Source organism: Pradoshia eiseniae (assembly GCF_002946355.1).
GTDB classification, from domain to species: Bacteria; Bacillota; Bacilli; order Bacillales; family Pradoshiaceae; genus Pradoshia; species Pradoshia eiseniae.
This window is the reverse complement of record NZ_PKOZ01000001.1, coordinates 878,970-904,240: the sequence shown is the minus strand read 5'-3', so window position 1 is coordinate 904,240 and position 25,271 is coordinate 878,970. Positions and strand designations below refer to the sequence as shown.

The window sequence follows — 25,271 nt, the reverse complement described above, 5'->3', positions numbered from 1 at the left end:
CCCACCTATCCCATTGTCCCCAAAACATAGAAAAAAGCCCCACCTAAGGGGAGCCTATTCGAGAACATAACGTGGGAAACGGGAAAAGTCTAAGCTTCAAGATTCTTCTTTTTTCTAATCGCTATAACGATTAATACGAGCGAAACAATCCCTAATACCATCTTCCCCTTCCAATGCCATTCAAGAATGGCATAGACAGAGTATGCTTCTATAAAAAGCGCTGGGATTTTCCCAATCGTACTGGCTACGGAAAAATTAAGAAGGCCCATCCTGCTGCCAGCGCTCACTAATGTGATTAAACCTGATGGCATAAAAGGGGCTAACCGAAGTCCCAACACTAAAAAGAAAGCAGATAAGCCATCTGTTTCCGATAATCTTTTTAAATACTTATTTTCGATGGTTACTTTGCCGGAAAATTTTCTGATACCCTTTCTATATAGAAAGAAGCTGACGATTGCTCCTAATGCCTCACCAATAATCGAGAGCATTAAACCGTAACCAAATCCAAAAAAACTAATGTTAGCTATTGTTATAAAAAAACTCGGGACTACACCTAAAATACTGATGGTGATATTAAAAAGGAGGCTGATCACGATTGCGAAGTATCCCGCATTTTCAAACAACTGAAGGACATATGTATCCATTGTTTCTCCCTATGCGTTTAATTAGTATGTTTACTCTTGTAGGTAAGATTATCATTTTTTGATTGATACCGTAAATGCATATTCAATATGATTCAGCGGGCTCCATCCCTATATTTAAGAGGACAAACAATGTTTAAAACAAATTATATGGTTGTTGTTACAACTTACCCTCTTCCATTTATCACAAGAAAACAATAGTGTATCAATTACTTCCACAACCATTGTCCCCTATATATCAGAAAAGCTCACCTAATCCATGGTGAGCTTTTCTCTAGTTAACATAATATTATTATAGTTCTCGTTTAGCCATAAGCTAATTGTTGCACTCATTTTTTCCGCAGCTGGTGACATAGCAGAAAACATTAAGCTGACGATATGTACTGGTAGCTGAATCAATTCGGGGCTTATCGGCACGGTGTATATGCCCTCCGGCAAGTCATGCAGGCACATCCTCGGCAAAATGCTGATTCCCAATCCATTCTTCACCAGCTCGGTAATCGCCCTTTCATCGGATAGCTCAAGTAGGACATTCGGTTTGAAGGCTTTTTGCTGCTGGATAATGTCTTTATAGCTCTTCGGCATGATAAAGGGCATTTCCTTCATTAAGCGAAAGATATCCTTCTCCCGGTTCTCCTCCTGCACGAGAAGGAAGAACGGTTCATGAGCAAGCAATAATCGATCAATGCGCCGCCTATCCTTTATCGAATACGCAAACCCAATATCCGCTTCCCCATTCTCGACCCAATCAGCTATCTCTTGGCTCGTCCCTTCCCTGATGTTTACATGAATGGAAGGGTACTGTTCATGGAATCTCATTAAAATACCAGGCAGCCATTCAGAGGTAAGCGGCGTGACGGTACCAATAGTCAATGATCCCAATTCCAACCCTCTAATTTCCGCTAATTCCTGATTCATTTTTTCTTCCAAATAGAGTATTTTCTCGATATATTGTAAAATCCGCTGTCCGCTATCGGTCAACTGTATGCCAGAACGGCTTCTTGCCAGAAGCTTCACCTTATATTCCTTCTCTAAGCTTGTCACCGAATGACTTACGGCTGATTGTGAGATTCCAAGACGTTCCCCGGCGAGCGAAAAGCTGCCCGTATCCACTACTTCACGAAAAATGGCATATTTCTGAATCGACATATTAATCTCTCGTTTCTATCAAATTATTCATTCTTCTTCTTTTTTCCATTATTATACCATATGTCTTCTGCTTATCATTTTAAGCAACATTTCTACTGTCCTGATTTCGCCTATCTAAACATTAAATAAAGCTATCATTCTTTACGGAAATGTTAAATAAAGGAAATTCAGTTTCCACTTTGGAAATAGAGGTATATCTAGTACTGTAACATCAAAATTTCTATTTGATTGAAAGGAGTAATCGACAATGGCAGACGACAAAATGTCCAGAGAAGAAGCAGGCCGCAAAGGCGGAGAAGCTACATCCAAGAATCATGATAAGGAATTTTATCAAGAGATTGGCCAAAAAGGTGGAGAAGCTACTTCCGACAATCATGATAAGGAATTTTACCGTGAAATCGGTAAAAAAGGCGGAGAAGCACGAGACAACGACTAAATTATTACTTGATAACCAATAAAACCAAACTATTTTAAAAGGAGAGATTATCAATGGCAGACGATAAAATGAGCAGAGAAGAAGCAGGACGTAAAGGCGGAGAAGCTACATCTAAGAATCATGATAAGGAATTCTATCAAGAAATCGGTCAAAAAGGCGGAGAAGCCACTTCCGACAACCATGACAAAGAATTCTACCAAGAAATCGGCCAAAAAGGCGGAGAAACAACAGCTGACAATCATGACAAAGAGTTCTACCAAGAAATCGGCCAAAAAGGCGGAGAAGCCACTTCTGACAATCATGACAAAGAATTCTACCAAGAAATCGGTAAAAAAGGCGGAGAAGCCACTTCCGACAACCATGACAAAGAATTTTACCGTGAAATCGGTAAAAAAGGCGGAGAAGCCCGCGATAACGATTAATAAAGAAAATTCGATTACGCTTCTATCCATTTACGGGATAGGTCTTCCGATAAGAGTCCCTCATCAAAGGGGCTCTTTTTGCTATCCTCATTTCTTTATTCTTTCAGTTTCATAGCAACGAACAATAAAAAAACGCTGATATAAACATATATCCATAGCTGGAATATGTTTATATCAGCGTTTCCTTTTAGTTACGTCCCAGAGAGGATTCGAACCTCCGACCTACAGTTTAGGAAACTGTTGCTCTATCCTGCTGAGCTACTGGGACACTTATGTATGACACTTAATAAGTATAAAAGGATTAGATAAAATGGTCAAGTCGAAATGTTACCAAGAGTAATAAAAAATGATTTTCTTCCAATTACTAACCCCCTATAAGGGTTTATTACTGCTTCTCATTCCTCCACTCCTCAATTTCAGACCTTTCGAAATCTGCTACTGCGAGGCCAATCCGAATTAACAGCATTAGCATCACACCCATACCAGCAATAAGATAGATCATCGTAAACCATTTACTTAAAACGGTTTGTGGGATTTGACCTGTGTCTACACCTGTTGGTATTAAACTAACAAAGGCAAAGTAAAACGAGTCCAGCAAAGACCATCCTTCCACTCCTTTATAAAACAATGTTCCTGACAAAAGAATAATGGCTAAGGTTCCAAGCAAAGATTTAAATACGGACTCTTTTCGGATTCGAAAGACAGCAGTTAACAATCTTTTTAAGGTCAAGATAAATGAGACCATTTAATGTCACTCCCAATGTGTAATGGCTAGAATTTATGTTCATACTTTGAGATTAATTATAATTCAAAATATAAAATATTACATTAAACAAGACTTTATTACATTTTTTATAACTATAATTCTCATTTATGGGAGATTCAAGCCAGCCTATCTCGTTCAGAAACCACTAGCAATATTAGCTTTGGTCACAAGAAAAAAGCTGCCCGCATAAAAGGCAGCTTATCCTTTAACCCTTCATCAATTGCTCCTGTACAATATCCCGAAGCTTTAGCTTCAAGAACTTCCCGACGGATGTCTTCGGGATTTCATCGAGAAAGAGGATATGATCCGGCAGCCACCACTTCGCGAATTGCGGAGCGATGAAGGCTTTGATTTCTTCTTCCGTGACTTTACCCTTATATTCAGGCTTTAATACGACACAGCCAACGGGCCTTTCCTGCCATTGTGCATGCGGAACGGCAACGACACTTGCCTCAAAGACAGCTTCATGGGCCATCAAGGCATTTTCAAGATCAACGGATGAAATCCATTCTCCCCCGCTCTTGATTAAATCCTTTGTGCGGTCGACTAATTTGACATTTCCTTCTTCGTCAATGGTAGCAATATCGCCTGTAAGCAGCCAGCCCTCCTTGAAAGCGTCATTTGTGCGTTCGTCCTTATAATAGGAATCGGTGATCCAATTGCCCTTAAGCATTAATTCTCCCATATCACGGCCATTCCATTCGACATCTCCTTCTGATCCGACGATTTTCATTTCAAGACCAGGCACAATGATTCCTTGCTTAGAGCGAATGTCGAGAATTTCCTCCTCCGAGAGGCCGGTTTGATAGCTTTTCAAATTAGACAATAGCGCCAGCGGCGTTGTTTCCGTCATTCCATATAGATGTCTGAATGGTATCTTGTATGTGTATTCATAGGTTTTAATCAATGATCTCGGAGCTGCAGAACCCCCGCATAGGATCGTCACTAATGAGCTTGTATCATAATTCCCTGCCTCGAGCTCCTGCAGGAGGCCAAGCCAAATGGTCGGAACGCCGGCTGTTTTCGTGACTCTGTATTCATCAATGAATTCGGCGATCAGTTTAGAGTTGAACTGCGGACCTGGAAGCACTTGCGTAGCTCCAAACCAAGTGGCCGCAAAGGGCAGTCCCCATGCATTAACATGAAACATTGGCACAACCGGCATGATGACATCGCTCTCTGACACACCTACCGTATCCGCAAGTCCAAGGGCAAAGCTATGAAGAACAAGTCCCCTATGGCTATATTGAACACCTTTCGGATTTCCGGTCGTGGCTGAGGTGTAGCACATGCCAGCCGTTTCATTCTCATCAATATCCTGCAAGAACTGCGTATCGGGGGTACCTGCTTTCAGCAATTCTTCATAGGAATACAGCGGCGAAAAATCTACCTCTGGTAACGTCTCCTGGTCAGTCATTATGACGAAGGCTTTGACGGATATAAGCTCATGAGCAATTTCCGATACGATTGGCAGCAAATCTTCGTCAAAAAGCAGCACATCATCTTCGGCATGATTGATTATGTAGGAAATATGCTCCTTTGACAGTCGAATATTGATCGTATGATTAATGGCACCTATGCCAGGAGCCGCAAAATAGGCCTCTAGGTGGCGGTGATGATTCCATGCGAGCGTACCAACTCTTCCCCCTCGTTTCACCCCTAAATCAGTCAGCGCGGCTGCCAGTCTTCTCGTTCGTTCCCCGATTTCTCGATACGTCAATCGCTGTACCTTTGTATGCGTTCGCGAGATTACTTCTTTCTTTGGAAAAAATCTTTCTGCCCTTTCCAGTAAGGATTGGACAGTTAACGGTACATTCATCATTAGCGATTACCCCCTTATACAAAAATTTTGCCGCTATGCTGCTAAAAAATGTTCTAAGGTGTAAATCAACTGATGCAAGCAGTCCTATAGTCCGATATTTTTTGCAATGATTGTTTTCATAATCTCATTTGTTCCTGCATAAATGCTTGCGACAGGCGTATCACGGAAACGCCTTGCAATCTTGTATTCTTCCATATAGCCATATCCGCCGAAAAGCTGCATGCATTCAGCCGAGAAGCGCTTCGCCATATCGGTCAGCTTCCATTTGGCCATGGATACTTTTGTGACCACTTCCTCCCCCGCCATATGGCTGGCGATTAGCTGATCAAGAAATGTGCGCCCCATCTCTAATTCAGTTGCCATTTCGGCAAGCTTGAATTTGGTGTTCTGGAAGTCGCTGATGGCCTTTCCAAACGCCTGCCTTGATTTCACGTATTCCAAAGTCATTTCAAACATATCCTCAGCGGCCACTTGTGCAGCGATGGCGACAACGAGCCTCTCTTGCTGCAGCTTATCCATCATATATAAGAAGCCATTGCCCGCTTCTCCAAGCAGGTTTTCCTTTGGCACGATGCAGTCCTCGAAGATCAATTCAGCTGTATCCTGACAATGAAGACCTACCTTATCCAGCTTCCTGCCCCGAGAAAAACCAGGTGATTCCCTCTCTATGACAAGCAAGCTGATTCCTTTGTGCCTAGGCTTTGCATGAAGGTCTGTCTTACAGGCGACAACGATCAGATCGGCCTGGATACCGTTTGTAATGAAGGTCTTCTGTCCATTCACGACATAATGGTCGCCCTTATCTTCTGCGGTTGTCGCGATGGAAGCAAGGTCTGAACCAGCGCCGGGCTCTGTCATGGCAATTGCGGTAATTGTTTCTCCGCTTACGCATTTCGGCAGCCAGCGCTCCTTTTGTTCCTCAGTTCCATAGGCAGATATGTAAGGGACGACAATATCATTATGCAAGGAAATCCCTACTGTCCCAGACCCTACTCGCTCCAATTCCTCATTTATGATGACGGAAATCCCCCAATCCGTCCCAAGCCCGCCATATTCCTCTGCTAAGTCTGGGCATAGATAGCCTGATTGGCCGAGCCTGTCCCAGAATGTCCGTGGTATGATACGGTCTTTTTCCCACTTTTCATAATATGGATAGGCTTCCAGTTCAAGAAATTTGCGAAACGCTTTGCGAAATATCTTATGTTCCTCCTGTATGTACGGATGCTTCACCTGTCTATCCCCCTCGCGCTTGTAAACGCTTTAATTGTTAGTATATGTATATATTAATCTTTTAGGGGGATGAAGTCACGGAATATTCTGTTAAAATTTAACATAAAATTTCTTGTGATATACTTTAACGCTTAATTAACGATTGTAATCCTTAAACGTCTTGATAAGTGCTAAAATTGCAACAATGATGATGACACCAACGACAACAAAGATATTCATTAGCCACTCCATCAAATCCCTCCGCCTCCTTATCATGTATTCTTCCCAAAAGAAAAAGAGGCTACTATCTATAGCCTCTTTTTCCTCCATTAACGCACGTATGCGATAATCCCTTCGTCATCATCCAGCTCAAGCTCAATGGCTGCTGCAAAAGGATCCATGTTTAATTGGTGCTCAATATAGAAACGCAAAGCCTCAATCATATTCGCCGTAATCAAAATTTGTGAACGGCCATTGACGTGTGACTCGGCTGAAAAGCCATAATCATCATCATACATCAATTCGATTTCTACATTCTCCGGACTGACCTGTCTTTTTGCAGCGATATACATGCAAAGCGAGTTGATGATTTCTTGTTCTGATAGCTTTAGCGATCCCATGGCCCATTAACCTCTTTGCGCGGACGGTTTTGATTGTTATTGCGTGTGAAGATTTTCTTGATCAAACCGATAATTAAGACGATAACCAAAACATTGATTAACAATCCTAAAACAGAACCCATCATGCCCATATTAGCAAGAAGGCTGCCGAACAATAAACCTGCGACTCCGCCCATTAGCATGCTTTTCGCGAAGCTTCCTTTATTGAAGGAATTAGGCTTTGTGGTTTGCGCATTGTTTGTAGTAGATTTCTTTTGGTTAAACATGGTTGGGTTATTTGAATTTGTACCTGTATTTGAATTAAATGATTTTTTCCCTGAACGATACGATTTCGCACTAACCTCATGAGAAGTGTTTACAAATGTGCTCTCGGCAATCGGAGCAAACACAAATGTCAGCAACATAAAGGATGCCAAGATTTTTGTTGCAAAACTTTTTTTACGCAAAATGATTCCCCCTGTAAATTCTTCGAAAATTTGGTTGTTTTTCTGTTACTATATTGTTTACGATTGATTCATGAAAAGGTTTCATAAAAATATCAAAATTATTTCTTGCATCTCGAAACGTTCTAGTTTGGCAGAAATGATGAAAGAAGGAGATTGCTCTCATGTACGAATCAATGGCAACCATTGCCCTGACCATCACGATTTTGACCATTGTACTTACCTATCTAATCAATAGGAAAAATCCTTTCCGGGTATTTTCCACTCTCAAAAACCAGAAGCAACTCTATTTTCACCTTGCCCTTTTGGCCATCATCCTATTCCTTAACAAGCTTGAGCTCCAACTGGAAAGCACCTTCACAAATCCGGCCGACTTCTCGGGACTGTTTTTTTCCTATGAATATACCATTCTGCCTGTCATTCAGTCTACATTCCGCTATCATCTGCTAACAGAGATTACAACCTTTTTCTATATTATCATGTTCGTTACCTTAATTGCCATTTCCCTAGTCACCTATCTTCTCAACGGGGAGTGGAAATTACTCTATACTTTTTTATATGCAATCGGACTTAATTATATCATTGCCATCCCATTCTATTTATTTTTCCCTATTAATGAGGCGTGGGTCAATCATCCTGATATAACATTCTTGATTCCCGCTGTTTATCCGGGTTTTGAATCACAATACCGAAATATATCTGGTCTAAACAATTGCTTTCCAAGTCTTCATAATTCTATATCACTCACTGTTTTACTCATCAGCACTAGGTCTAGCAGCTTCCTCTTTAGGTCTGTATTTTATATCAGCGTGCCCATCATCATGTTTTCGACCATCTATCTCGGTATTCATTGGCTGACTGATATGGCAGCCGGCATCTTGCTTGCTATGTTTGCTACATGGACGGCTAGCCAGATTACTGAGAAGATAATCCTCCGTGAAAAGAGAAAAAAGGTCCCATTGATAAACAGCTATGAGTCGCCGCTAGAATAACAGATTACTGTTTATGAATCAGCCGGATTTGTTTGGAAATAACGAGTTTATGACAGGCATCCCTCTTTTAACGATGCTTGAAGCATGTGATGCCAATCATTTCATGATGATATATGGGCTGGCTAAAAAAAGGAGAACAGACCATTTTCAGTCTGTTCTCCTCTTCTTTGACTTCAATTTAGATTCCCTTCGCCTTCCCGCCATCAATTACATACACTTGACCTGTCACATAAGAGTTCACAGACGAAAGCAGGAACACAGCATAATTAGCGAATTCCTCTGGCTTCCCATAGCGGCCGAGCGGAATTTGCTTTTCTGCATTTTCCTTCACCTTCTCGACCGTGATGCCCTGTCTGTCTGCGGTCACCTGATCAAGATAGTCGATTCGGTCCGTTCCGATTACACCAGGAGCAATTGTATTAATCAAAATATCACGTTCTGCAAATTCGGCAGCAAGCGTCTTCGTTAAGCCGACGATGCCAAGGCGGAAGGTATTAGAGAGCAGCAAGCCTTGAATGGGCTCCTTAACAGAAATAGACGCCATATTTAAGATTCTTCCGCCACTCTTCATATGAGGCAATACCTCACGGATCATACGAATATAGCTTAGCAGGTTAAGCTCAAATCCCTTCTGCCAATCTTCATCGGATAAATCCATGAACCCGCCGGCCGGCGGACCTCCCGCATTATTGAGAAGTACATCAATAGTACCGAACTTTTCAGCAGCTTCCTTAACGAGCTGCTGAATATCTTCCGCCTTTGTGATATCTGCCTCCTGCCAATGATAGCTTCCATTTGGATTAACCTTTTTCAATTCTTCCACGACGGCTTTTAATTTCTCGCCGCTTCGGCTCGTCACCATGACATTAGCCCCTTCTTCGGCCAGCTTCAACGCAATTGCCTTTCCGAGTCCTTGACTAGATGCCACGACTAACGCATTCTTCCCTGTTAAACCAAGCTCCATGCTTACTCCCTCCATTCATAATCTTAATCCTATCATGTCATCTTCTATATTTAATTGTCAAAACATTCTTTTTATGGGTATAGGATGAGTATGCACCAAAGACTATTTCCATACTAAGACAATAGAAGAATTGGGAGGAGTTTTGTTAAATGTATCCGAATGAATGGGATTGCATCATTATAGGAGGAGGAATTGCCGGTTTACAGGCAGCGATTCAAATGGGAAGGAGTCAGCATAAATGCCTGGTGATTGACTCGAAGGAAGACGGGCGCTCTACCCTTTGCAAGGATTATCGCAATATCCTTGGCTGGCCTGACGGTATCAGCGGAATAGACATACGTGCTCTTGGACGTGAACATGCCGAACAGACAGGCAATCAATTTCTGAAAGACCATGTTACGAAACTGAAAAAGGTCGGCAGCCGCTTACATGTCCATACGGATGAACATGAATTCACGACACATACCTTGCTGCTTGCTACAGGAATAACAGATCGAATTCCGCCAATTCCTAACCTGAAGGATTGTTTAGGGATGACGGTTTATATATGTACGGATTGTGATGGCTATGAGGTCATCGATAAACCAACGCTTGTTCTTGGCTCTGGTGAAGCCGGAGCAAATTTCGCTCTCTCCCTTCTCTATTGGACAAGCCAGGTTACGTATATCAATCACGAGAAACAGGATATTGAAGATGATTTGCGTATAAAGCTTGAGGAAAATGGCATACGCTATATTGAAGAAACAATTCAATCGGTTGAGAAAGCAGGAGAGTCTGAGATAAAAGGTGTATTCCTTGTAGATGGCCGGTTTATTGAAGGAGAACGCGCCTTTATCGCATTCGGGGGAAATGATGTCCACACAGGCCTTGCTAGGCAGCTTGGCATTGATGTGCTCAATAACCGCCATATCCATGTCGACCCAAGAACGAAGGAAACAAACATAGAGAACGTGTGGGCAGCAGGTGATATTGTCTCCCACTCAGAACAGGCCACCATTGCAATGGGCGAAGCCACTCAGGCAGCCATTTGGATTCATAAACGTTTAATGAAGCTTTTGAAAGAATAATACATAAGGGCCGGGTGCATAAGAACCCGGCCCTTATCACTACCAATCGAAGGAATACCTTGTCACCGCTTTATATGTATCATCTTTTTTCAAGACAATTGACGGAAAATGCGGCTGATTAATCGCATCTGGATATCCCTGTGTTTCTAAGCAGATAGCCATATGATCATGCGGCTTCACGCCCCTGATGGAATAATCCCCTTCGTACTGATTGCATGTATAAATTACCACAGCAGGCTGGTCGGTTTCTACAACGAGCTTTCGTCCGCTTTGTGAATCTTCTAGAATAATCTCTTTCTCGAAATGGCTATCAAGACAGAACGGATGATCATATCCGCCTCCGGCTAATTTGTTTTGCTCAATTCCATTATCCACTCCCTGCGAGATCTGTGTTTCTTTCCTGAAATCAAACGGCGTCCCCTCAACAGGCAAGAGTTCACCCGTTGGAATGAGATCATGCCCTAGCTCTAAGAAAGAGCTGCTTTTTAGCTGAAGTGTATGATCAAGAATTTTCTTATTTAAATCTCCGTTCAAATTGAAATACGAATGATTCGTTAAGTTGATGATGGTATCTTGGTCAGTGTGAGCTTCATAGGAGATTTCCAGACTTCCATTTTCATCAAGCAGATAGGTTGTTTTCACTTGAAGCTCTCCAGGAAAGCCCTCTTCTCCGTCAGGACTTATATAAGAGAATACCACTCCAGCAGCAGTTCCCCGTTCAATCAATTCATAATCCCAGATGACCTTATCAAATCCTTTTAACCCGCCATGCAAGGTATTTCCCGATTGATTCTTCGGCAATTGATACGTATTTCCATCAAGCGAGAAACAGCCATTAGCTATTCTTCCTGCTATTCTCCCGACAACCGCGCCAAAAAATGGAGAATACTCAACATAATCCTCTAGTCTATCAAATCCCAAAACGACATTATCCAGCTTTCCATTACGGTCAGGAACAATCAAATCCGTAATAATGCAGCCATAATTGATGCATTTCATCGTCATTCCCTTTTCAGTCGTGAAAGCGAACTGGATGACCTCATGACCATTAACCGCGCCAAAGCTCTCTTCTCTAATCTTCATACTAAGCCTCTCCTTTTAAACAGCAATAATCAAGTTTTTACCCTGTTCCATAAATAAATAACAAAGCCTCTAAGCGACTTTGTTATCTATTCTTCATTTAATAAGGCCCTCTAATATAATCTTTAACAGAAACTTCATAGAAGTTTCGCAGTTTCATAAGCTCTTCCTCGCTAAACGACTTTGCCTCCAAGGCAGCGAGATTCTGCTCCACCTGACGGACATTTTTGAATCCTGGAATTGCGCATGTAACGGCCTCTTGGTCCAAAATCCAGCGCAGGGCCGCGGAAGCAAGCGATCCTCTGCCATCCGCAATCCAAGATAGCTGCTCAGAAAGCTCGACACCTTTTTTAAATTCAAGGCCAGCAAAGGTTTCACCGACATTGAACTGTTCCCCATTTGCATTGAAATTCCGGTGATCCTCTTTCGCGAACTGAGTATCGGCTGTAAACTTGCCGGTCAAAAGACCACTGGCAAGCGGTACGCGAGCAAGTATTCCCACTCCCTGTTCCTTCGCTTTCGGGAACAGCTTTTCAAGAGGTTTTTGTCTAAATAGGTTGAAGATGACCTGCAAAGCAGAAACATTGGGATTTGTCAGACAGAACAGCCCCTCTTCCACCGTTTCAACACTCACTCCATAATGACGAATCTTTCCTTCCTGCTGGAGCTTGTCCAATACAGCAAATACATTCGTATTCTTCAAAATCTCGAGCGGCGGACAATGAATTTGGTAAAGATCGATTCTTTCGCGTCCAAGCCGTTTCAAGCTGGCTTCACAATATTTCCGAACGGATTCTTCAGAGTACGTTGCAGGGTCATGAATATCCCCGGCGCGGCAAAATTTCGAGGCAATATAAATCTTATCCTCTCTCCCCTTTGTCGCTTTCCGGAGTAGCTCCTCACTTCTTCCTGAACCATATACATCTGCTGTATCGAAGAAATTTACGCCAAGCTCAATCGCCCGGTCAATAGCCGTCAGCGCATCTTCATCATTGGAATTACCCCAATCTCCTCCAATTCCCCATGTGCCAAAGCTGATTTCGCTAACCTTTAATTCACTGTTTCCAAGCTGCCGATATTTCATGAAAGGACTCCTCTCTAGGGATTAATCAAGCTTAGATGATTTATTTTTGTTATAGACATCAAAGCCTACTGCAAGCAATAATACAATACCCTTGATTGTTTGCTGGTAATCTGTACCTAACCCAATTAAAGACATCCCATTATTTAAGACACCCATAACGAGACCACCGACAACTGCCCCAATAATCGTTCCAATACCGCCATACGCAGAGGCACCGCCAATGAACACGGCCGCAATGGCATCAAGCTCAAATGAATTTCCTGCCCCAGGTGTCGCGGAATTCAGACGAGCTGCAAAAATCAAACCAGATAAGGCTGCAAGTACACCCATATTGACGAATACCCAGAAAGTTAGCTTTTGTGTTTTAATACCAGAAAGCTTTGCAGCCTTCTCATTTCCGCCAATGGCATATAAATGACGGCCTGATACCGTACGATTTGTAAAGAAGGAATAAGCAACAATCAAGACCACCAAGATGACAAGAATGTTCGGAATTCCTTCATAGGAAGCGAGGAAATACGCGAATATATTTAAAACGGCCACAATGAATACAAGCTTAATGGCAAACAGCCATGCAGGCAGGACTTCAAAATTATAAGACTTCTGCTGTTTGCGCTTGCGCATTTCTGTCCAAATCAAAATCAAGGAAATTAGCACACCCACAATTAAAGTCAAAATATCAAGTGAGGCTGTTTTACCTAATTCAGGCAGGAACCCGGTACTGATTTTCCGAAATTCTTCAGGAAACGGTGCAATGGATTGCCCACCAAGCACCATCAGCGTCAATCCGCGGAAGACCAGCATCCCAGCAAGCGTTACGATAAAGGCAGGCACCTTTAAATAAGCGACCCAGAATCCTTGCCAAGCACCAATCAACGCACCAATGATTAAACATAATACAACGGAAAGCCACACAGGCAAATTCATCTCAACCATGAAAACAGCTGACACAGCGCCTACAAATGCAACAATCGATCCGACGGATAGGTCAATATGTCCGAGCAAGATGACAAGCAGCATCCCAATGGCCAGCACGAGTATGTAACTGTTTTGCAGGATTAGGTTTGTAATGTTGATTGGCTTCAACAGCACTCCATCTGTCAGAATTTGAAATAAAATAACGATAAAGACTAAAGCAAGTATCATGCCATATTGGCGCACATTGTTTTTCATTAAGCTGCCCAGTGTTTTCATCCTTGTTCCACCCCTGTTTTGGTCATGTATTTCATAATTTTCTCCTGAGAGGCATCCTTGCGTTCAAATTCAGCGGTAAAAGCGCCTTCACGCATTACATAGATCCGGTCGCTGATTCCCAGCAACTCAGGAAGCTCAGAGGAGATGACCAATATTCCCTTCCCTTGGTCTGCAAGCTGGTTAATAATGGAGTATATTTCGTATTTCGCCCCAACATCAATCCCACGCGTCGGCTCATCCAAGATAAGAATATCCGGCTCCGTAAAAATCCATTTACTTAGCACTACCTTCTGTTGATTCCCCCCGCTCAGGTTCATTGCCTTTTGGGTTATGGCTGGGGTTTTGATATTCATTTTTTTGCGGAAATTCTCTGCTTCGACGACTTCCTGTCCATCATCAATGATGGATTTATTCGCCACTCTTCGTAAGTTTGCGAGCGTAATATTTGTTTTAATGTCTTCTTCGAGAACGAGCCCGAAGGATTTCCTATCCTCGGTAACATAGGCGATGCCCGCATCAATCGCTTGTGTAATGTTTTTTAAGGTTAATTCTTTGCCATCCTTAAACAGCTGGCCGCTCATCTTCGTTCCGTATGCCTTCCCGAAAATGCTCATCGCAAGCTCAGTACGTCCTGCGCCCATCAGTCCTGCTATTCCTACTATCTCTCCCCTGCGGATGTGGAAGCTTACATCATCAACCACATTCCTCGCTGAATTGGTCACATCTTGGACAGTCCAATTCTTCGCTTCAAAAATGGTTTCACCGATTTTAGGCGTATGATCTGGATATAGATTGGTTAAATCCCTGCCGACCATTCCTTTAATGATACGGTCCTCTTTTACATTGTCCTTTTTCATATCCAGTGTCTCAATCGTCTTCCCATCCCGAAGAATCGTGATGGAATCGGCCACTTTAGCAATCTCATTCAATTTATGGGAGATGATGATCATCGTCATGCCTTGTTTCTTGAATTCGAGCATCAGCTTCAAAAGGTTTTCACTATCATCCTCATTTAGTGCAGCGGTAGGCTCATCAAGAATCAGCAGTTTGACTTCTTTAGAGATAGCCTTGGCAATTTCAATCAGCTGCTGCTTTCCTACTCCAAGCTGATTAACCATAGTATCCGGTGACTCATTTAATCCAACTACCTTCAGCAAATCTATCGTCTTTGCATAGGTTTCATTGAAATTAATGATGCCGCGTTTACTTTGTTCATTCCCAAGGAAGATATTTTCGGAGATAGATAGATAAGGAATTAACGCTAACTCCTGATGGATGATGACAATTCCCTTGCTCTCACTATTTTTGATGGTTTTAAATTCACAAACCTCATCTTCAAAATAGATATCCCCTGAATAGCTTCCATGAGGATAAACACCGCTCAATACTTTCATTAAGGTTGATTTGCCTGCGCCATTTTCACCGCACAGGGCATGGATTTCCCCTTTTTTGATTTTTAAATTCACATTGTCAAGTGCCTTGACTCCGGGAAACGTTTTCGTGATGTTGCGCATTTCCAAAATAATAGATGACAAGAATCTCACCCCAATTGTTAGGATGAATGTTACTCATAAATGTGCGTACAAGTAACATCCATCCAAAATTATAATCGATTATTTCACTTCATCTTCTGAATAGTAACCGCTTTCGACAATGACTTCTTGATAGTTTTCTTTGTCAACGGAAACCGGGTCAATCAAATAAGTAGGTACAACTTTATTGCCATTATCATAGGATTCCGTGTCATTCACTTCGGCTTCCTTATCATTCAATACGGCATCTGCCATTTCTACCGCTTTAACAGCAAGCTCCCTTGTATCCTTGAACACCGTTTGTGTTTGTTCACCAGCAATGATGGATTTCACGGAAGCTAGCTCGGCATCCTGACCGGTGATGACAGGCATAGGCTTAGAATCTGTTCCATAGCCGACACCCTTCAAAGAAGAGATGATACCAATACTAATTCCATCATAAGGAGATAAGACAGCATGGACTAATTCACTGGAATATTTAGAGCTCAGGATATTATCCATACGCGCTTGTGCCGTGGCACCATCCCAGCGAAGGGTGGAAATTTGGTTCATTTTTGTCTGTCCGCTTTGGACCACTAATTTGCCCTCATCGATATAAGGCTGAAGAACACTCATAGCCCCATCGTAGAAGAAGTAGGCATTGTTATCATCCGGAGATCCGCCGAATAACTCGATATTGAATGGACCTTTTTCCCCGTCTTCAAGACCTAATTTTTTCGTAATATATGAAGCTTGCAATACCCCTACTTCAAAGTTATCAAATGTAACATAATAGCTGACATTATCTGTTCCTTTGATTAAACGGTCATACGAAATAACTTTAATGTCCTGGTCAGCTGCCTTTTGAAGGACTTCTGTCAAGGATTCCCCATCAATGGGAGCAACCACAAGCACGTCAACGTCTTTAGTGATCATGTTTTCAATTTGGGCAATCTGGTCTTCAACAACATCCTCGCCGTATTGCAGGTCTGTTTTGTAGCCCATTTCCTTGAATTCCTTCACCATGTTTTCCCCATCAAGAACCCAGCGCTCGGATGACTTAGTCGGCATCGAAATTCCGACATACCCCTTATCGCCTGCGCCTGATGATTCGGAATCACTTCCACAAGCTGCCAATACAAACACCATCGAGAACATTAAGAGTACAGCAAGCATTTTCTTCATGAAATCAACCTCTCCTTTGTTATCAAATTCGGATTCAATCATAAGCTTTTAACTATCTCATATTTCTAAAAATTGAATCCGCTTACAAATACTATCATACTACTTGTTAGTACAAGTTTCTACTAAAATTTAACTCAAACTAACAAATTTTTATAATAAATAGAAAAAAACCCACATAATTGTAGGTTTTTGTTCTTATATTTTTGCGGTTGATTGTCTAATGATTAAAGCTGGTTCAAAAACAAAGGATGGATCCGCAGCATTGGATTTATGCTCAGCCAATTGAATAATCGCCTTAGCTGCCCGTACTCCCATATCAAATTGCGGGTGCTTAATCGTTGTGAGCTTAACCTCCGAAGCAACAGCAAGATAGGAATCGTCAAAGCCCACAATGGACAAATCATCAGGAACAGAAAGACCTGTCTCCCTTATCACATCAAGCGCCGCAAGAGCAACCTCATCATTGTAGAAGCAGATGGCGCTTGGCCGTTCGCTTCGTGCTAGAATTTCGGGAAGCTCTTCCTCTAGCACCTTCTCCCGCCCTGCAGTCGTATAGGTCAAAAGCATATCTGAATTGAGGGGAATCTTATATTCCCTGTGCGCACGGATAAAGCCTTTCATCCTTTTAACCCCTTGCATATCATCGGATTTAAAGAATCCGGCAATATTCGTATGACCATTTTGTATTAAATGTTCTGCCTGCAAAAATCCCCCAAGCTCATCATCGACTAACAAACTATATGGGTTTAATTCATTATAGGCGGCATTAATCATCAAGTAAGGAATCCCTTTCATTTCTAGGTCTAAATAATATTTCAAATTAGGATTCGGATGACTGCTCTTTGTCGGCTCCACTATTAAACCAGCCAAATCCCTGTCCATCACATTCTCAAGACATTGCCGCTCTTTCTCAAAATCATTATTCGTGCTATACAATAATAAGGTATACCCTTTACTGCTTAAATAAGATTCAACTCCATTGATTATGGAAGGGAATATATAATTGGAAATATAGGTCGTAATCAAGGCTATTGCCCTATCAGCTCCTGCAGAGTAATTAGACACGGAGCGGTCTGCGCAATAAGTGCCAGACCCCTGTTCAGTGTATAACCAGCCATCGTTAACCAAATCATTGATGGCTTTGCGAACGGTATGGCGGCTAACCTCAAACTGGATGGTCAGCTCTGATTCTGAGGGAATTTTTTGATTAGGCACATATTTATCATCCAGAATGTCTTGTTTGATTTTCTCTTTAACTTGTTCGTATTTCTTCATCCCACGTAACACCTCCCGTCTATCTCTTCTTTTAATATAGCATAGTTGTCAGTACATGTTATAAATTTTTATCCATTTTAAGGATATTTAATTGGAGATGCCTCTTATATCCCCATAGTAAAAAGACGCATCTTCCTATTCCAATGCGTCACTAAGGGATATCATTCCTCATAGTCATTTCAATTGCTTCATAATTTGTTTTAGTCCATCACTAAAAATCCTCACTTCATCCTTCGGTATGTCTTCCTCTCCATAACGGGCTTTTTCATATATTTCAGTCAACCTGCTATTCAGATCATTTCTAGATAAATGAATTCTATTCAGCCAATCATGAAACGATTCGCCATGCTTTCTCCTCTGCACTCCCTTCATTTTCTTCTCAAATTTATAAACAAGCATTCTTATCGGTATATTGGATGGAGGAACTGCTCTGGCTGCCCTTCCATTCTTTTGTTCTTTTTTCAAAATGGCAGAAGATATCGCTGTCGCCATCCCGCCCGTACCCATCATTTCCAGCTGCATGTCCTTTCTTCTTTTAACGATGAAGATGATTGCTGCTATGAAAGCAACAACCAAAAGTATCATTAAGATTACATAAAGATAGGGGTTTGTCACATATTCCTTAAAGGGATATGTTTCCCACTCTCCTCTTGCGGAACTGAATGGGTTGGAACGTTCTTGCTTCTCTACATCGTTCAATGCTGTACCAAATAGCTGACTATAGCCTTTGGAAATAAGAGTCGCAAACCCAACGATTGCTATACCTAACAGGTTTCTGACACCGCTCAAAAAATAAGGAATGAAGACCATCATCATACTGCTGACAATCCCTAAGACTAACATGATTTGAAGACGCCGGAATAGGTGAACCTTATTGCGGCTTGTGAGAATAATGGTTAAGATTATTTGAATAAAAAAGACAGCAATCAGCACAATTAATAAACCAAGGGAAGGCTGATTCAACTGGTGAATACCTAGTAAAAGCCCTGTCATTCCTATTTTTATACTAGGGTCCACTTTCATTGCATGAAAGAAGAAAGAGCATAGGCTCATACAGACAATCGCCAAGATATCTGGATAGAACAAACAGGTTGATAGAATAAGAATGATGAAGAAAAGGCCATATACAGGCAGATTTCTTTTCTGATTGAAGGAATAAAGTAGTAAATCGGCTATTGCAAAGGCAGCCAGCAAATACCATTGAGCCAATGGGAAAAATAAAAAGAAGAGAATGCCTAATACAGATGTGCTAGTAAGCCTTTTTAGCCGCAGCCCCAATTCTCCTCAACTCCCCTTCTCCCCCTACATATAAATAACTGGTCCCAATATTTATATTTGGCGGTTGTTCTCCATTCAAATAAATAATTTCATTCGAATGTTCCATATTTAACCTGGCTATTGAAATAAAATGGTCTTCTCTTATAAATGGGAGCTCATCCCGTATTCTGGCCAGCTGCTCCAGTGTCATTTGCAGATGCTGAATGCCTGTATTGAGCGGCAGTTTAAAAACACCTTCTTTAGCCAAATAATTTATATACAATTCATATGAGAATCCCTTTGATATTAAATAGCTGCACAAAAAGGCTGTATGAGAAATCAGCTTCTCTCCCATGTTATGAATCGTAAAGCCGCTCTCTTCTGTTATGTATAACATGATTGTATATCGTTTATTCGTAATAGGCTGGTATTGCTTAGCATACATGCTTTGCATCTTGGCCGTTGCCTTCCAATGAATCTGGCGGAATGATTCCTTCTCATAAGGCTTGATACCAACTACAGACGTCTCATCAGACATAAAAGAATAGGCGGCCTCTTCTTCTCCCACACGAGTCTGATATAGAAGGGGCAGGTTTTTGACCTCCAGCTGCTTCGGATAGACGATGATTTCTGTATCACCACGATTAATTGAAGGAAAGTGTACAAAAGAACTCCCAAACAAATCATGGATAATCAGATTAAGATCTTCTATATAATAAACGCCTCTAGCCTTCGCTTTAAAAGGGATGCGAATCCGATTAATTGTCTTTCTTTTTTGTACGAAATTCACTGTGTACCTAGTATCATTTAAACTTTTCTGTAAATGGTCTGACTCCAGGATTTCGATCTGTTTATTCAGGATAAAATAGAGCCTCCCATGCGCAATTGTCACAGGAGAATCATTATGAATCTCAACCAGTAGCTCATCGGTTTCATCAATAAAAAGTTTAATACTCTTTTTTTCTATATTTATATAAGCCTCTTTAGCTATTCTTTTTGTATAAAAGTGAATATACAAGGTATACAAGAAATAGACGACTAGAATAATCGTCATTGGCAAAAACGATATGTATACTAGCATGATGATTGCAATTGGAAGAAACAGCCTAAGAAAATAAACATCAAACAGAAAAGTGTAAACAGGGATACCTTCTCTACTTTTCATACGATAGCTCCACAGGAACGTCTATATTGCCAAGGATTGAATGGATGACCTCGCTTTTTGTCATATGCAGAGCTCCTTCCATTGACAGCATAATTCTGTGTGTACTGATGTGCGGAAAAACAAATTGAATATCCTCAGGTATACAGTAGGCACGTGATTCGATTTTCGCTTTTGCTTGTGCAGCCCGAAGCATCGCGAGTGTTGCTCTTGGACTCAAACCTGTCTCAATCCATTTATGATTCCTCGTAGATTCCACCAAATCAAGGACATAGTCTTCTATACAATCTGATATATGGATTTGTTTTGTTTCTTCCTGTAATTTTTGCACGTCTTCCATACGGACAACTGGGGAAACATCACTCAAAGGATCTTCCCTTCTAAAACGCTTCATAATCTTGCGTTCGTCCTCTCTTGATGGGTATCCGATGTTTATCTTTACGAGAAATCGATCTAACTGGGCATCTGGCAATGGAAATGTTCCATGGGACTCTCCAGGATTTTGAGTAGCAATCACTAGAAATGGAGTGGGTAATTGATCTGTCTGCTTTTCAATCGTTATCTGCCTTTCCTCCATCGCCTCTAATAGGCTTGACTGCGTTCTTGGCATTGCCCGATTGATCTCATCCGCCAAAACGATGTTGGCATAAATAGGACCGATTCTCTTTTCAAACTCTCCATGCTTTGGATTGAAATACTCCAGTCCGATCACATCACTTGGCAATACATCTGGGGTAAATTGAATTCTTGAAAATGTCCCGCCAATGCTTTTGGCAATCGTTTTTGCCAGCAAGGTCTTTCCTGTACCAGGAACGTCCTCAAGCAATATATGTCCATTGCTGAGTAATGCGACTAAAAGTAAATCAATCGTCTCTTCTTTTCCAACAAAAACACTGTTAATGGAATCCTTCAAATTATCCAGCACCAATCAATACACCCCTATATCATCAGTAAAGTAGAATAATGACTATTCTCATAATTCCATCATATAGAAAGAAAAAAATGATTTCTACCCATTTTTTACCTTTAGAGAAAATGATAGTATTTGATATTGGGAATGCAGATGATAAGGAGTCCAATTTGCTGCTATAAAAAGAGCGCACCTTCTATTTGGTGCGCACAAGAGCTCTTCTCTATTAACCTTTTCTTCCGCAATAATGTCCATCTTTCATCCCAAAAGAAAAATCATATTCTCATTTGTACTATTTTGAGATACGAATAAGCAACTATTAGGCTATAAACCTTTACCTCTAAAAGCAGGCTGAATAAGGTATTTCTGGATTACTAAGATAAAAAAGCAGTGTGCACCGTAGTGCCTCACTGCTTTCCCTATCATTCAATCCCAACCACTGTCCTTCCCATATCAGCTTCACGCTTGAACATGCGGGAGTAGATTCCTTGCTCCCTATTTACCAACTCATGATGGGTGCCAGACTCCATGATTCTTCCCTCTTCCATTACGATGATCCGGTCTGCTGAAAGTACGGTTGAAAGGCGATGGGAAATAATAATAACCGTCTGCCGCTTCTTTCTTTCCCTTATCGCTTCATTGATTTTCAGTTCTGTGATTGGGTCAAGTGCTGAGCTCGCTTCATCGAGGATGAGCAGCCTAGCTTCTCTCACCAAAGCCCTCGCTAGCGATAGCCGTTGTTTCTGTCCGCCTGAAAGACTTGTTCCTCTCTCCCCAACAGATGAATCCAGTCCTAGCGGGAGACTTTGATAATAGTCCCATAAACCACTGTCTCTTAAAGCGGCTAGCAGGTCCTCATCACTCGCCTCGGTGTTTCCAATCTTTAAATTATCACGGAGCGTTCCATTTCGAAGCTGAACATCCTGCGAGACGAAAGCTATCTGGCTGCGGAGCCAGCCGATGTCAAACGTCTCAATCGGCTGTCCGTCAAGAAGAATCGAGCCTTCCATCGGTTCATATAAGCGGAGCAGCAGGTCCGTTATCGTCGATTTTCCTGCCCCGCTCGGTCCCGTCAACGCTACCGCATCGCCGCTTTCAATATGGAACGACACCCCGCGCAGTACCGGTTCCTCTTTTTCAGGATAAGCAAACCAGACATCTTCAAAGGTGATGCTTCCTTTCAATTCAGATGGCGCTGCTCCCTCTTTTGTTTCCGCATCTGATTGTGGAATGGAGAGCAAGATGTCTGAACGGTCCAAAGCAGGACCTGTGCGTCTGATGGAAAGCCACATCCTGAGCATCTTCTGCATTTCATTGGCGGCGATTGTCACAAGTCCCCCTGCTGTAAGCATTTGCCCAGTGGTCAGCTGGCTATCCCATATCAGGAGCACACTAACATAATAGACGCCAGCTAATGCGATTCCATTGTACCCGCCGATGACAACAATTGATTGCATGCGCGCCTTCAATTCACGTACCGAATGCTTGACAAAGGCTTGCCTGATGCCAATGATGCTATCGACCTCTCCATCTGAGACGCCCAGCACTCTTGAAAGATGAATCCCTGTCACAGATTCCCGCAGCCGCTCCAAATATCTTGATGCCTCATCCCGGGCCTGCTTAGAGGCCAATCTTGTTCTTTTCCCTACATAATTGGAGGCTGTGTAAAAAATGATTCCGAGAACAACGCTTGCAATCATCAAATAGGGATGAATAAACAAAAGAACAATATTATAGAGGATTACCCCTTGAACCGCCGCCATCAGGGTGGACCCTTCCCATGCAAGGAAATTATGGAGCGTATCCGGGTCATCTGAGGTACGGGCAAGCAGCTCGCCTGACTTCGCGTTTTGGAAAAAGGAAAAAGGCAAATATTGAATATGGGTAAAAAGCTTAAGCTTCTGCCTGTTCGTTACGGATTTGGCGATATAATGACAAAAATATTCATCTATAACCATCATCACTAAGTCAAATACAGCGACAAAAATCAGCAGCCACATCAATCCCCAAAGCAAATTAGATGATTGGTTAGGAAGAATATGATCGACCAGCCAGCTTAAGGCGAAAGCCGGGATAATGGCGGCGCACACTTGGGCAATGGCAATGACAATTGAATCTCCAAGAACCCATTGCCAAAATGGCTTTAGAAATGCGAGGACACGCCTTCCGTCCTTATTTTTCCCTTCTACTTGTTGTGTGTTCATCCCGCTCTCCCTTTCTCAAGTTCTTTATATTGAGACATATATAACTCATAATAGCTGCCTTCCAAGGAGAGCAATTGCTCATGTGTGCCTCTTTCTGCAATCACACCTCGCTCCAAAAAGAGAATCTCATGGGCGTCCCTTACTGTAATGAGCCTATGCGCAATCGTAATCGTCGTTCTGCCCGGAATGAGGCGTTCAAGCGCTCCCTGCACTTTTTCCTCCGTTTCACCATCCAGGGACGAGGTCGCTTCATCAAAGATCATCAAGGCCGGATGGCGCAGGATCGCCCTGGCAAGCGCAACCCGCTGCCGCTGCCCCCCGGAAAGCTTAAGTCCTCTCTCCCCAATGATGGTTTCGTACTCATCTGGCAAAGAATGAACGAATTCCGTTAAGCCCGCTGCCTCCACCGCATGCATAAACTCTGTCTCTGTCGCATCTCTCTTGCCGTAGAGCAGATTCTCTTTTAAGGTTCCATTCAAAAGGAACGTCTCCTGGCTAACGACACCGACCTGGCTTCTGAAGGAGTTGCGGTTATAGTCAGAAAGCTTCTTCCCATCAATCAGAACCTCTCCTTCGTCCGGGTCATACAAGCCAAGCAAAAGCTGAACAATCGTGCTCTTGCCCCCGCCGCTTGAGCCGACAATTCCAATATGCTTGCCTGGTTCTATCGTGAAACTTAAGTCACGCAACACCTTCAAATCTGTTCCAGGATATTGGAAGGTGACATGATTCATTTCTACTCTGCCCATGATTTTATCCATATCTGGCAAACCTTCCTCATGCTCCTGCGGTAAATCAAAATACTCATAGATTCGTTGCAGTGCCGGAATCGCCTGCTGAATCGTCAAGGCATTTTCCGCAAGGGAACGGATTGGCTGAAACATCGTTGGGATAAACCCAAGGCAGGAAACGAGCACTCCGACCGTGATATCCCCTCTCCAAACCGCAAAACCGCCAATCAGCATAACAACCCCAGGAGTCGCAATATTAAACATGTTCCCAAGACGCCAGTTCACCTTGCTGATGAGGGCTGCCTTGATTGAGAATGCCATCCATTTCCCGAGCTTTGAGCTTTGCGTCTCTATCTCTTTCTCTTGGAGCTGAAAGGTCCTCACAAGGCGCGATGATTCAATACTCTCCTGCATATGGTGATACATATCTGAACTCATGTCGCGCTGAGTGGCACTCATTTTCCTGACGGTTGTTCCTAACTTAAATGATGGATATAAATAAATGATAAAGACAACAAGCATAACAATCGCCGTTGGCCAGAACAGAACAATCACAGCCGCAAAAGCCGCCACCGCACTAATCACTTGCTGCAAAAAGCGAGGGACAACCGTATTGTTTAAATTTTGAATAGACTCCACATCGTGAGTCAGCCTGTAAAGCATATCTCCCCTTGGTGTGTGCTGAAAAAAAGACATCGGTGCCTTATGTAATTTCTTAAACGCCCTCAGCTGCATATCCGTAATGACGTCGAGCCCGACTTTTATTTGGATATACTCCTGAAGACTCTCGAATACAACCTTGCCCACATAAGCAAAGATGAATCCGCCTATGATCCATGGCAATAATTGCACAGAATCATTTTTGAGCACATCATCTACAAGCTTCCCTGTCAAAATAGGCGGCAAGATTGTAAACGCTCCGCCTATAACCGCGAATATGACTGCCAGGACCACACTGATCCAGTAGGGCTTAAAATGTCCGATTATTTCCCTTGCTAACTTCATTGCCAATCCCCTCCAATATTTTATAATTCTAGAACATTTGCTCGCAAAATACACGAACTTTTTTAATTTTTTGACTATATAAATTTCATGATTGCTTCAGGAAGGGATACCATACCGATTTGCCGAGCTTTTTTTATAAACC

23 protein-coding genes and 1 tRNA gene are annotated in these 25,271 nt (G+C 42.3%); 4 read left to right on the top strand and 20 right to left on the bottom strand.

The window, feature by feature from the left end:
* Nucleotides 1–89: 89 nt before the first annotated feature.
* Both CYL18_RS04465 and CYL18_RS04460 read right to left on the bottom strand, forming a co-directional pair.
* Nucleotides 90–644, bottom strand: coding sequence for a TVP38/TMEM64 family protein (locus CYL18_RS04465; protein WP_104848226.1), 555 nt, complete (start codon nucleotides 642–644; stop codon nucleotides 90–92).
* A 249-nt stretch (nucleotides 645–893) separates the two neighbouring features.
* The gene (locus CYL18_RS04460) at nucleotides 894–1,790 is read right to left on the bottom strand and encodes a LysR family transcriptional regulator (RefSeq protein ID WP_104848225.1); all 897 of its coding nucleotides are present in this window, start codon (nucleotides 1,788–1,790) and stop codon (nucleotides 894–896) included.
* Between the two features lie 247 nt (nucleotides 1,791–2,037).
* Between CYL18_RS04460 and CYL18_RS04455 the strand changes: the two genes are divergently transcribed.
* Nucleotides 2,038–2,226, top strand: coding sequence for a KGG domain-containing protein (locus CYL18_RS04455; RefSeq protein ID WP_104848224.1), 189 nt, complete (start codon nucleotides 2,038–2,040; stop codon nucleotides 2,224–2,226).
* 53 nt (nucleotides 2,227–2,279) lie between these two features.
* Nucleotides 2,280–2,648 carry a glucose starvation-inducible protein GsiB gene (gene gsiB, locus CYL18_RS04450; protein WP_104848223.1) on the top strand — a complete coding sequence of 123 codons (369 nt, stop codon included), beginning with the start codon at nucleotides 2,280–2,282 and terminating at the stop codon, nucleotides 2,646–2,648.
* 194 nt (nucleotides 2,649–2,842) lie between these two features.
* Here gsiB and CYL18_RS04445 read toward each other — a convergent pair.
* The 6 genes from CYL18_RS04445 to CYL18_RS04420 all read right to left on the bottom strand — a co-directional run bounded on the left by CYL18_RS04445 (nucleotide 2,843) and on the right by CYL18_RS04420 (nucleotide 7,511).
* Nucleotides 2,843–2,916 (bottom strand) — tRNA-Arg (locus tag CYL18_RS04445).
* A gap of 117 nt (nucleotides 2,917–3,033) precedes the next feature.
* A complete protein-coding gene (locus CYL18_RS04440) occupies nucleotides 3,034–3,393 on the bottom strand; it encodes a potassium channel family protein (RefSeq protein WP_104848222.1) in 360 nt (119 codons plus the stop codon).
* A 226-nt stretch (nucleotides 3,394–3,619) separates the two neighbouring features.
* On the bottom strand, nucleotides 3,620–5,236 hold the full coding sequence (locus CYL18_RS04435; RefSeq protein WP_104848221.1) for a long-chain fatty acid--CoA ligase: 1,617 nt from the start codon (nucleotides 5,234–5,236) through the stop codon (nucleotides 3,620–3,622).
* A gap of 84 nt (nucleotides 5,237–5,320) precedes the next feature.
* Complete coding sequence (locus tag CYL18_RS04430; protein ID WP_104848220.1) at nucleotides 5,321–6,466, bottom strand: acyl-CoA dehydrogenase family protein; 1,146 nt, start codon at nucleotides 6,464–6,466, stop codon at nucleotides 5,321–5,323.
* Between the two features lie 308 nt (nucleotides 6,467–6,774).
* Nucleotides 6,775–7,065: a YxcD family protein gene (locus CYL18_RS04425; protein ID WP_104848219.1), complete on the bottom strand. Its 291-nt coding sequence runs from the start codon at nucleotides 7,063–7,065 to the stop codon at nucleotides 6,775–6,777.
* Complete coding sequence (locus tag CYL18_RS04420; RefSeq protein ID WP_236636230.1) at nucleotides 7,053–7,511, bottom strand: hypothetical protein; 459 nt, start codon at nucleotides 7,509–7,511, stop codon at nucleotides 7,053–7,055. The genes CYL18_RS04425 and CYL18_RS04420 overlap by 13 nt, the downstream gene beginning before the upstream one ends.
* A gap of 161 nt (nucleotides 7,512–7,672) precedes the next feature.
* Between CYL18_RS04420 and CYL18_RS04415 the strand changes: the two genes are divergently transcribed.
* Nucleotides 7,673–8,500, top strand: a complete 828-nt coding sequence (locus tag CYL18_RS04415; RefSeq protein WP_104848218.1) for a phosphatase PAP2 family protein — start codon at nucleotides 7,673–7,675, stop codon at nucleotides 8,498–8,500.
* Nucleotides 8,501–8,678: 178 nt separating this feature from the next.
* Here the strand turns inward: CYL18_RS04415 and CYL18_RS04410 are convergent, their stop codons facing one another.
* Entirely contained in the window at nucleotides 8,679–9,464 is a 786-nt protein-coding gene (locus CYL18_RS04410; protein ID WP_104848217.1) for an SDR family oxidoreductase, read from the bottom strand.
* A gap of 149 nt (nucleotides 9,465–9,613) precedes the next feature.
* On the opposite strand from CYL18_RS04410, the gene CYL18_RS04405 reads away from it, so the two are divergent.
* Nucleotides 9,614–10,531 carry an NAD(P)/FAD-dependent oxidoreductase gene (locus tag CYL18_RS04405; protein ID WP_104848216.1) on the top strand — a complete coding sequence of 306 codons (918 nt, stop codon included), beginning with the start codon at nucleotides 9,614–9,616 and terminating at the stop codon, nucleotides 10,529–10,531.
* 39 nt (nucleotides 10,532–10,570) lie between these two features.
* Here the strand turns inward: CYL18_RS04405 and CYL18_RS04400 are convergent, their stop codons facing one another.
* The 11 genes from CYL18_RS04400 to CYL18_RS04350 all read right to left on the bottom strand — a co-directional run bounded on the left by CYL18_RS04400 (nucleotide 10,571) and on the right by CYL18_RS04350 (nucleotide 25,129).
* A complete protein-coding gene (locus tag CYL18_RS04400) occupies nucleotides 10,571–11,614 on the bottom strand; it encodes an aldose epimerase family protein (RefSeq protein ID WP_104848215.1) in 1,044 nt (347 codons plus the stop codon).
* Between the two features lie 97 nt (nucleotides 11,615–11,711).
* On the bottom strand, nucleotides 11,712–12,695 hold the full coding sequence (locus CYL18_RS04395; RefSeq protein WP_104848214.1) for an aldo/keto reductase: 984 nt from the start codon (nucleotides 12,693–12,695) through the stop codon (nucleotides 11,712–11,714).
* Between the two features lie 21 nt (nucleotides 12,696–12,716).
* Nucleotides 12,717–13,889, bottom strand: coding sequence for a multiple monosaccharide ABC transporter permease (mmsB, locus tag CYL18_RS04390; protein WP_104848213.1), 1,173 nt, complete (start codon nucleotides 13,887–13,889; stop codon nucleotides 12,717–12,719).
* Nucleotides 13,886–15,424: a multiple monosaccharide ABC transporter ATP-binding protein gene (gene mmsA, locus CYL18_RS04385; protein ID WP_104848212.1), complete on the bottom strand. Its 1,539-nt coding sequence runs from the start codon at nucleotides 15,422–15,424 to the stop codon at nucleotides 13,886–13,888. Before mmsA ends, mmsB begins: the two co-directional genes overlap by 4 nt.
* A 78-nt stretch (nucleotides 15,425–15,502) precedes the next feature.
* Nucleotides 15,503–16,585: a multiple monosaccharide ABC transporter substrate-binding protein gene (chvE, locus tag CYL18_RS04380; RefSeq protein WP_104848365.1), complete on the bottom strand. Its 1,083-nt coding sequence runs from the start codon at nucleotides 16,583–16,585 to the stop codon at nucleotides 15,503–15,505.
* 195 nt (nucleotides 16,586–16,780) lie between these two features.
* Complete coding sequence (locus CYL18_RS04375) at nucleotides 16,781–17,860, bottom strand: GntR family transcriptional regulator (protein WP_104848211.1); 1,080 nt, start codon at nucleotides 17,858–17,860, stop codon at nucleotides 16,781–16,783.
* 174 nt (nucleotides 17,861–18,034) lie between these two features.
* Nucleotides 18,035–19,138, bottom strand: a complete 1,104-nt coding sequence (locus CYL18_RS04370; RefSeq protein ID WP_104848210.1) for a hypothetical protein — start codon at nucleotides 19,136–19,138, stop codon at nucleotides 18,035–18,037.
* Nucleotides 19,110–20,282 carry a DUF58 domain-containing protein gene (locus CYL18_RS04365; protein ID WP_104848209.1) on the bottom strand — a complete coding sequence of 391 codons (1,173 nt, stop codon included), beginning with the start codon at nucleotides 20,280–20,282 and terminating at the stop codon, nucleotides 19,110–19,112. The genes CYL18_RS04370 and CYL18_RS04365 overlap by 29 nt, the downstream gene beginning before the upstream one ends.
* Nucleotides 20,272–21,204, bottom strand: coding sequence for an AAA family ATPase (locus CYL18_RS04360; RefSeq protein ID WP_104848364.1), 933 nt, complete (start codon nucleotides 21,202–21,204; stop codon nucleotides 20,272–20,274). The genes CYL18_RS04365 and CYL18_RS04360 overlap by 11 nt, the downstream gene beginning before the upstream one ends.
* 407 nt (nucleotides 21,205–21,611) lie before the next feature.
* The gene (locus CYL18_RS04355) at nucleotides 21,612–23,393 is read right to left on the bottom strand and encodes an ABC transporter ATP-binding protein (protein ID WP_104848208.1); all 1,782 of its coding nucleotides are present in this window, start codon (nucleotides 23,391–23,393) and stop codon (nucleotides 21,612–21,614) included.
* On the bottom strand, nucleotides 23,390–25,129 hold the full coding sequence (locus CYL18_RS04350) for an ABC transporter ATP-binding protein (protein WP_104848207.1): 1,740 nt from the start codon (nucleotides 25,127–25,129) through the stop codon (nucleotides 23,390–23,392). The genes CYL18_RS04355 and CYL18_RS04350 overlap by 4 nt, the downstream gene beginning before the upstream one ends.
* Nucleotides 25,130–25,271 lie beyond the last annotated feature (142 nt).

What these genes read in the sequence shown, in the direction of transcription:
- CYL18_RS04375 (WP_104848211.1), bottom strand. Translation starts at nt 17,860, where the DNA reads ATGAAGAAATACGAACAAGTTAAAGAGAAAATCAAACAAGACATTCTG.
- CYL18_RS04405 (WP_104848216.1), top strand. Translation starts at nt 9,614, where the DNA reads ATGTATCCGAATGAATGGGATTGCATCATTATAGGAGGAGGAATTGCC.
- CYL18_RS04415 (WP_104848218.1), top strand. Translation starts at nt 7,673, where the DNA reads ATGTACGAATCAATGGCAACCATTGCCCTGACCATCACGATTTTGACC.
- CYL18_RS04435 (WP_104848221.1), bottom strand. Translation starts at nt 5,236, where the DNA reads ATGATGAATGTACCGTTAACTGTCCAATCCTTACTGGAAAGGGCAGAA.
- CYL18_RS04455 (WP_104848224.1), top strand. Translation starts at nt 2,038, where the DNA reads ATGGCAGACGACAAAATGTCCAGAGAAGAAGCAGGCCGCAAAGGCGGA.
- CYL18_RS04465 (WP_104848226.1), bottom strand. Translation starts at nt 644, where the DNA reads ATGGATACATATGTCCTTCAGTTGTTTGAAAATGCGGGATACTTCGCA.
- CYL18_RS04410 (WP_104848217.1), bottom strand. Translation starts at nt 9,464, where the DNA reads ATGGAGCTTGGTTTAACAGGGAAGAATGCGTTAGTCGTGGCATCTAGT.
- CYL18_RS04400 (WP_104848215.1), bottom strand. Translation starts at nt 11,614, where the DNA reads ATGAAGATTAGAGAAGAGAGCTTTGGCGCGGTTAATGGTCATGAGGTC.
- CYL18_RS04355 (WP_104848208.1), bottom strand. Translation starts at nt 23,393, where the DNA reads ATGAACACACAACAAGTAGAAGGGAAAAATAAGGACGGAAGGCGTGTC.
- CYL18_RS04365 (WP_104848209.1), bottom strand. Translation starts at nt 20,282, where the DNA reads ATGAAAAGTAGAGAAGGTATCCCTGTTTACACTTTTCTGTTTGATGTT.
- CYL18_RS04460 (WP_104848225.1), bottom strand. Translation starts at nt 1,790, where the DNA reads ATGTCGATTCAGAAATATGCCATTTTTCGTGAAGTAGTGGATACGGGC.
- CYL18_RS04440 (WP_104848222.1), bottom strand. Translation starts at nt 3,393, where the DNA reads ATGGTCTCATTTATCTTGACCTTAAAAAGATTGTTAACTGCTGTCTTT.
- CYL18_RS04350 (WP_104848207.1), bottom strand. Translation starts at nt 25,129, where the DNA reads ATGAAGTTAGCAAGGGAAATAATCGGACATTTTAAGCCCTACTGGATC.
- gsiB (WP_104848223.1), top strand. Translation starts at nt 2,280, where the DNA reads ATGGCAGACGATAAAATGAGCAGAGAAGAAGCAGGACGTAAAGGCGGA.
- CYL18_RS04395 (WP_104848214.1), bottom strand. Translation starts at nt 12,695, where the DNA reads ATGAAATATCGGCAGCTTGGAAACAGTGAATTAAAGGTTAGCGAAATC.
- mmsB (WP_104848213.1), bottom strand. Translation starts at nt 13,889, where the DNA reads ATGAAAACACTGGGCAGCTTAATGAAAAACAATGTGCGCCAATATGGC.
- CYL18_RS04425 (WP_104848219.1), bottom strand. Translation starts at nt 7,065, where the DNA reads ATGGGATCGCTAAAGCTATCAGAACAAGAAATCATCAACTCGCTTTGC.
- chvE (WP_104848365.1), bottom strand. Translation starts at nt 16,585, where the DNA reads ATGAAGAAAATGCTTGCTGTACTCTTAATGTTCTCGATGGTGTTTGTA.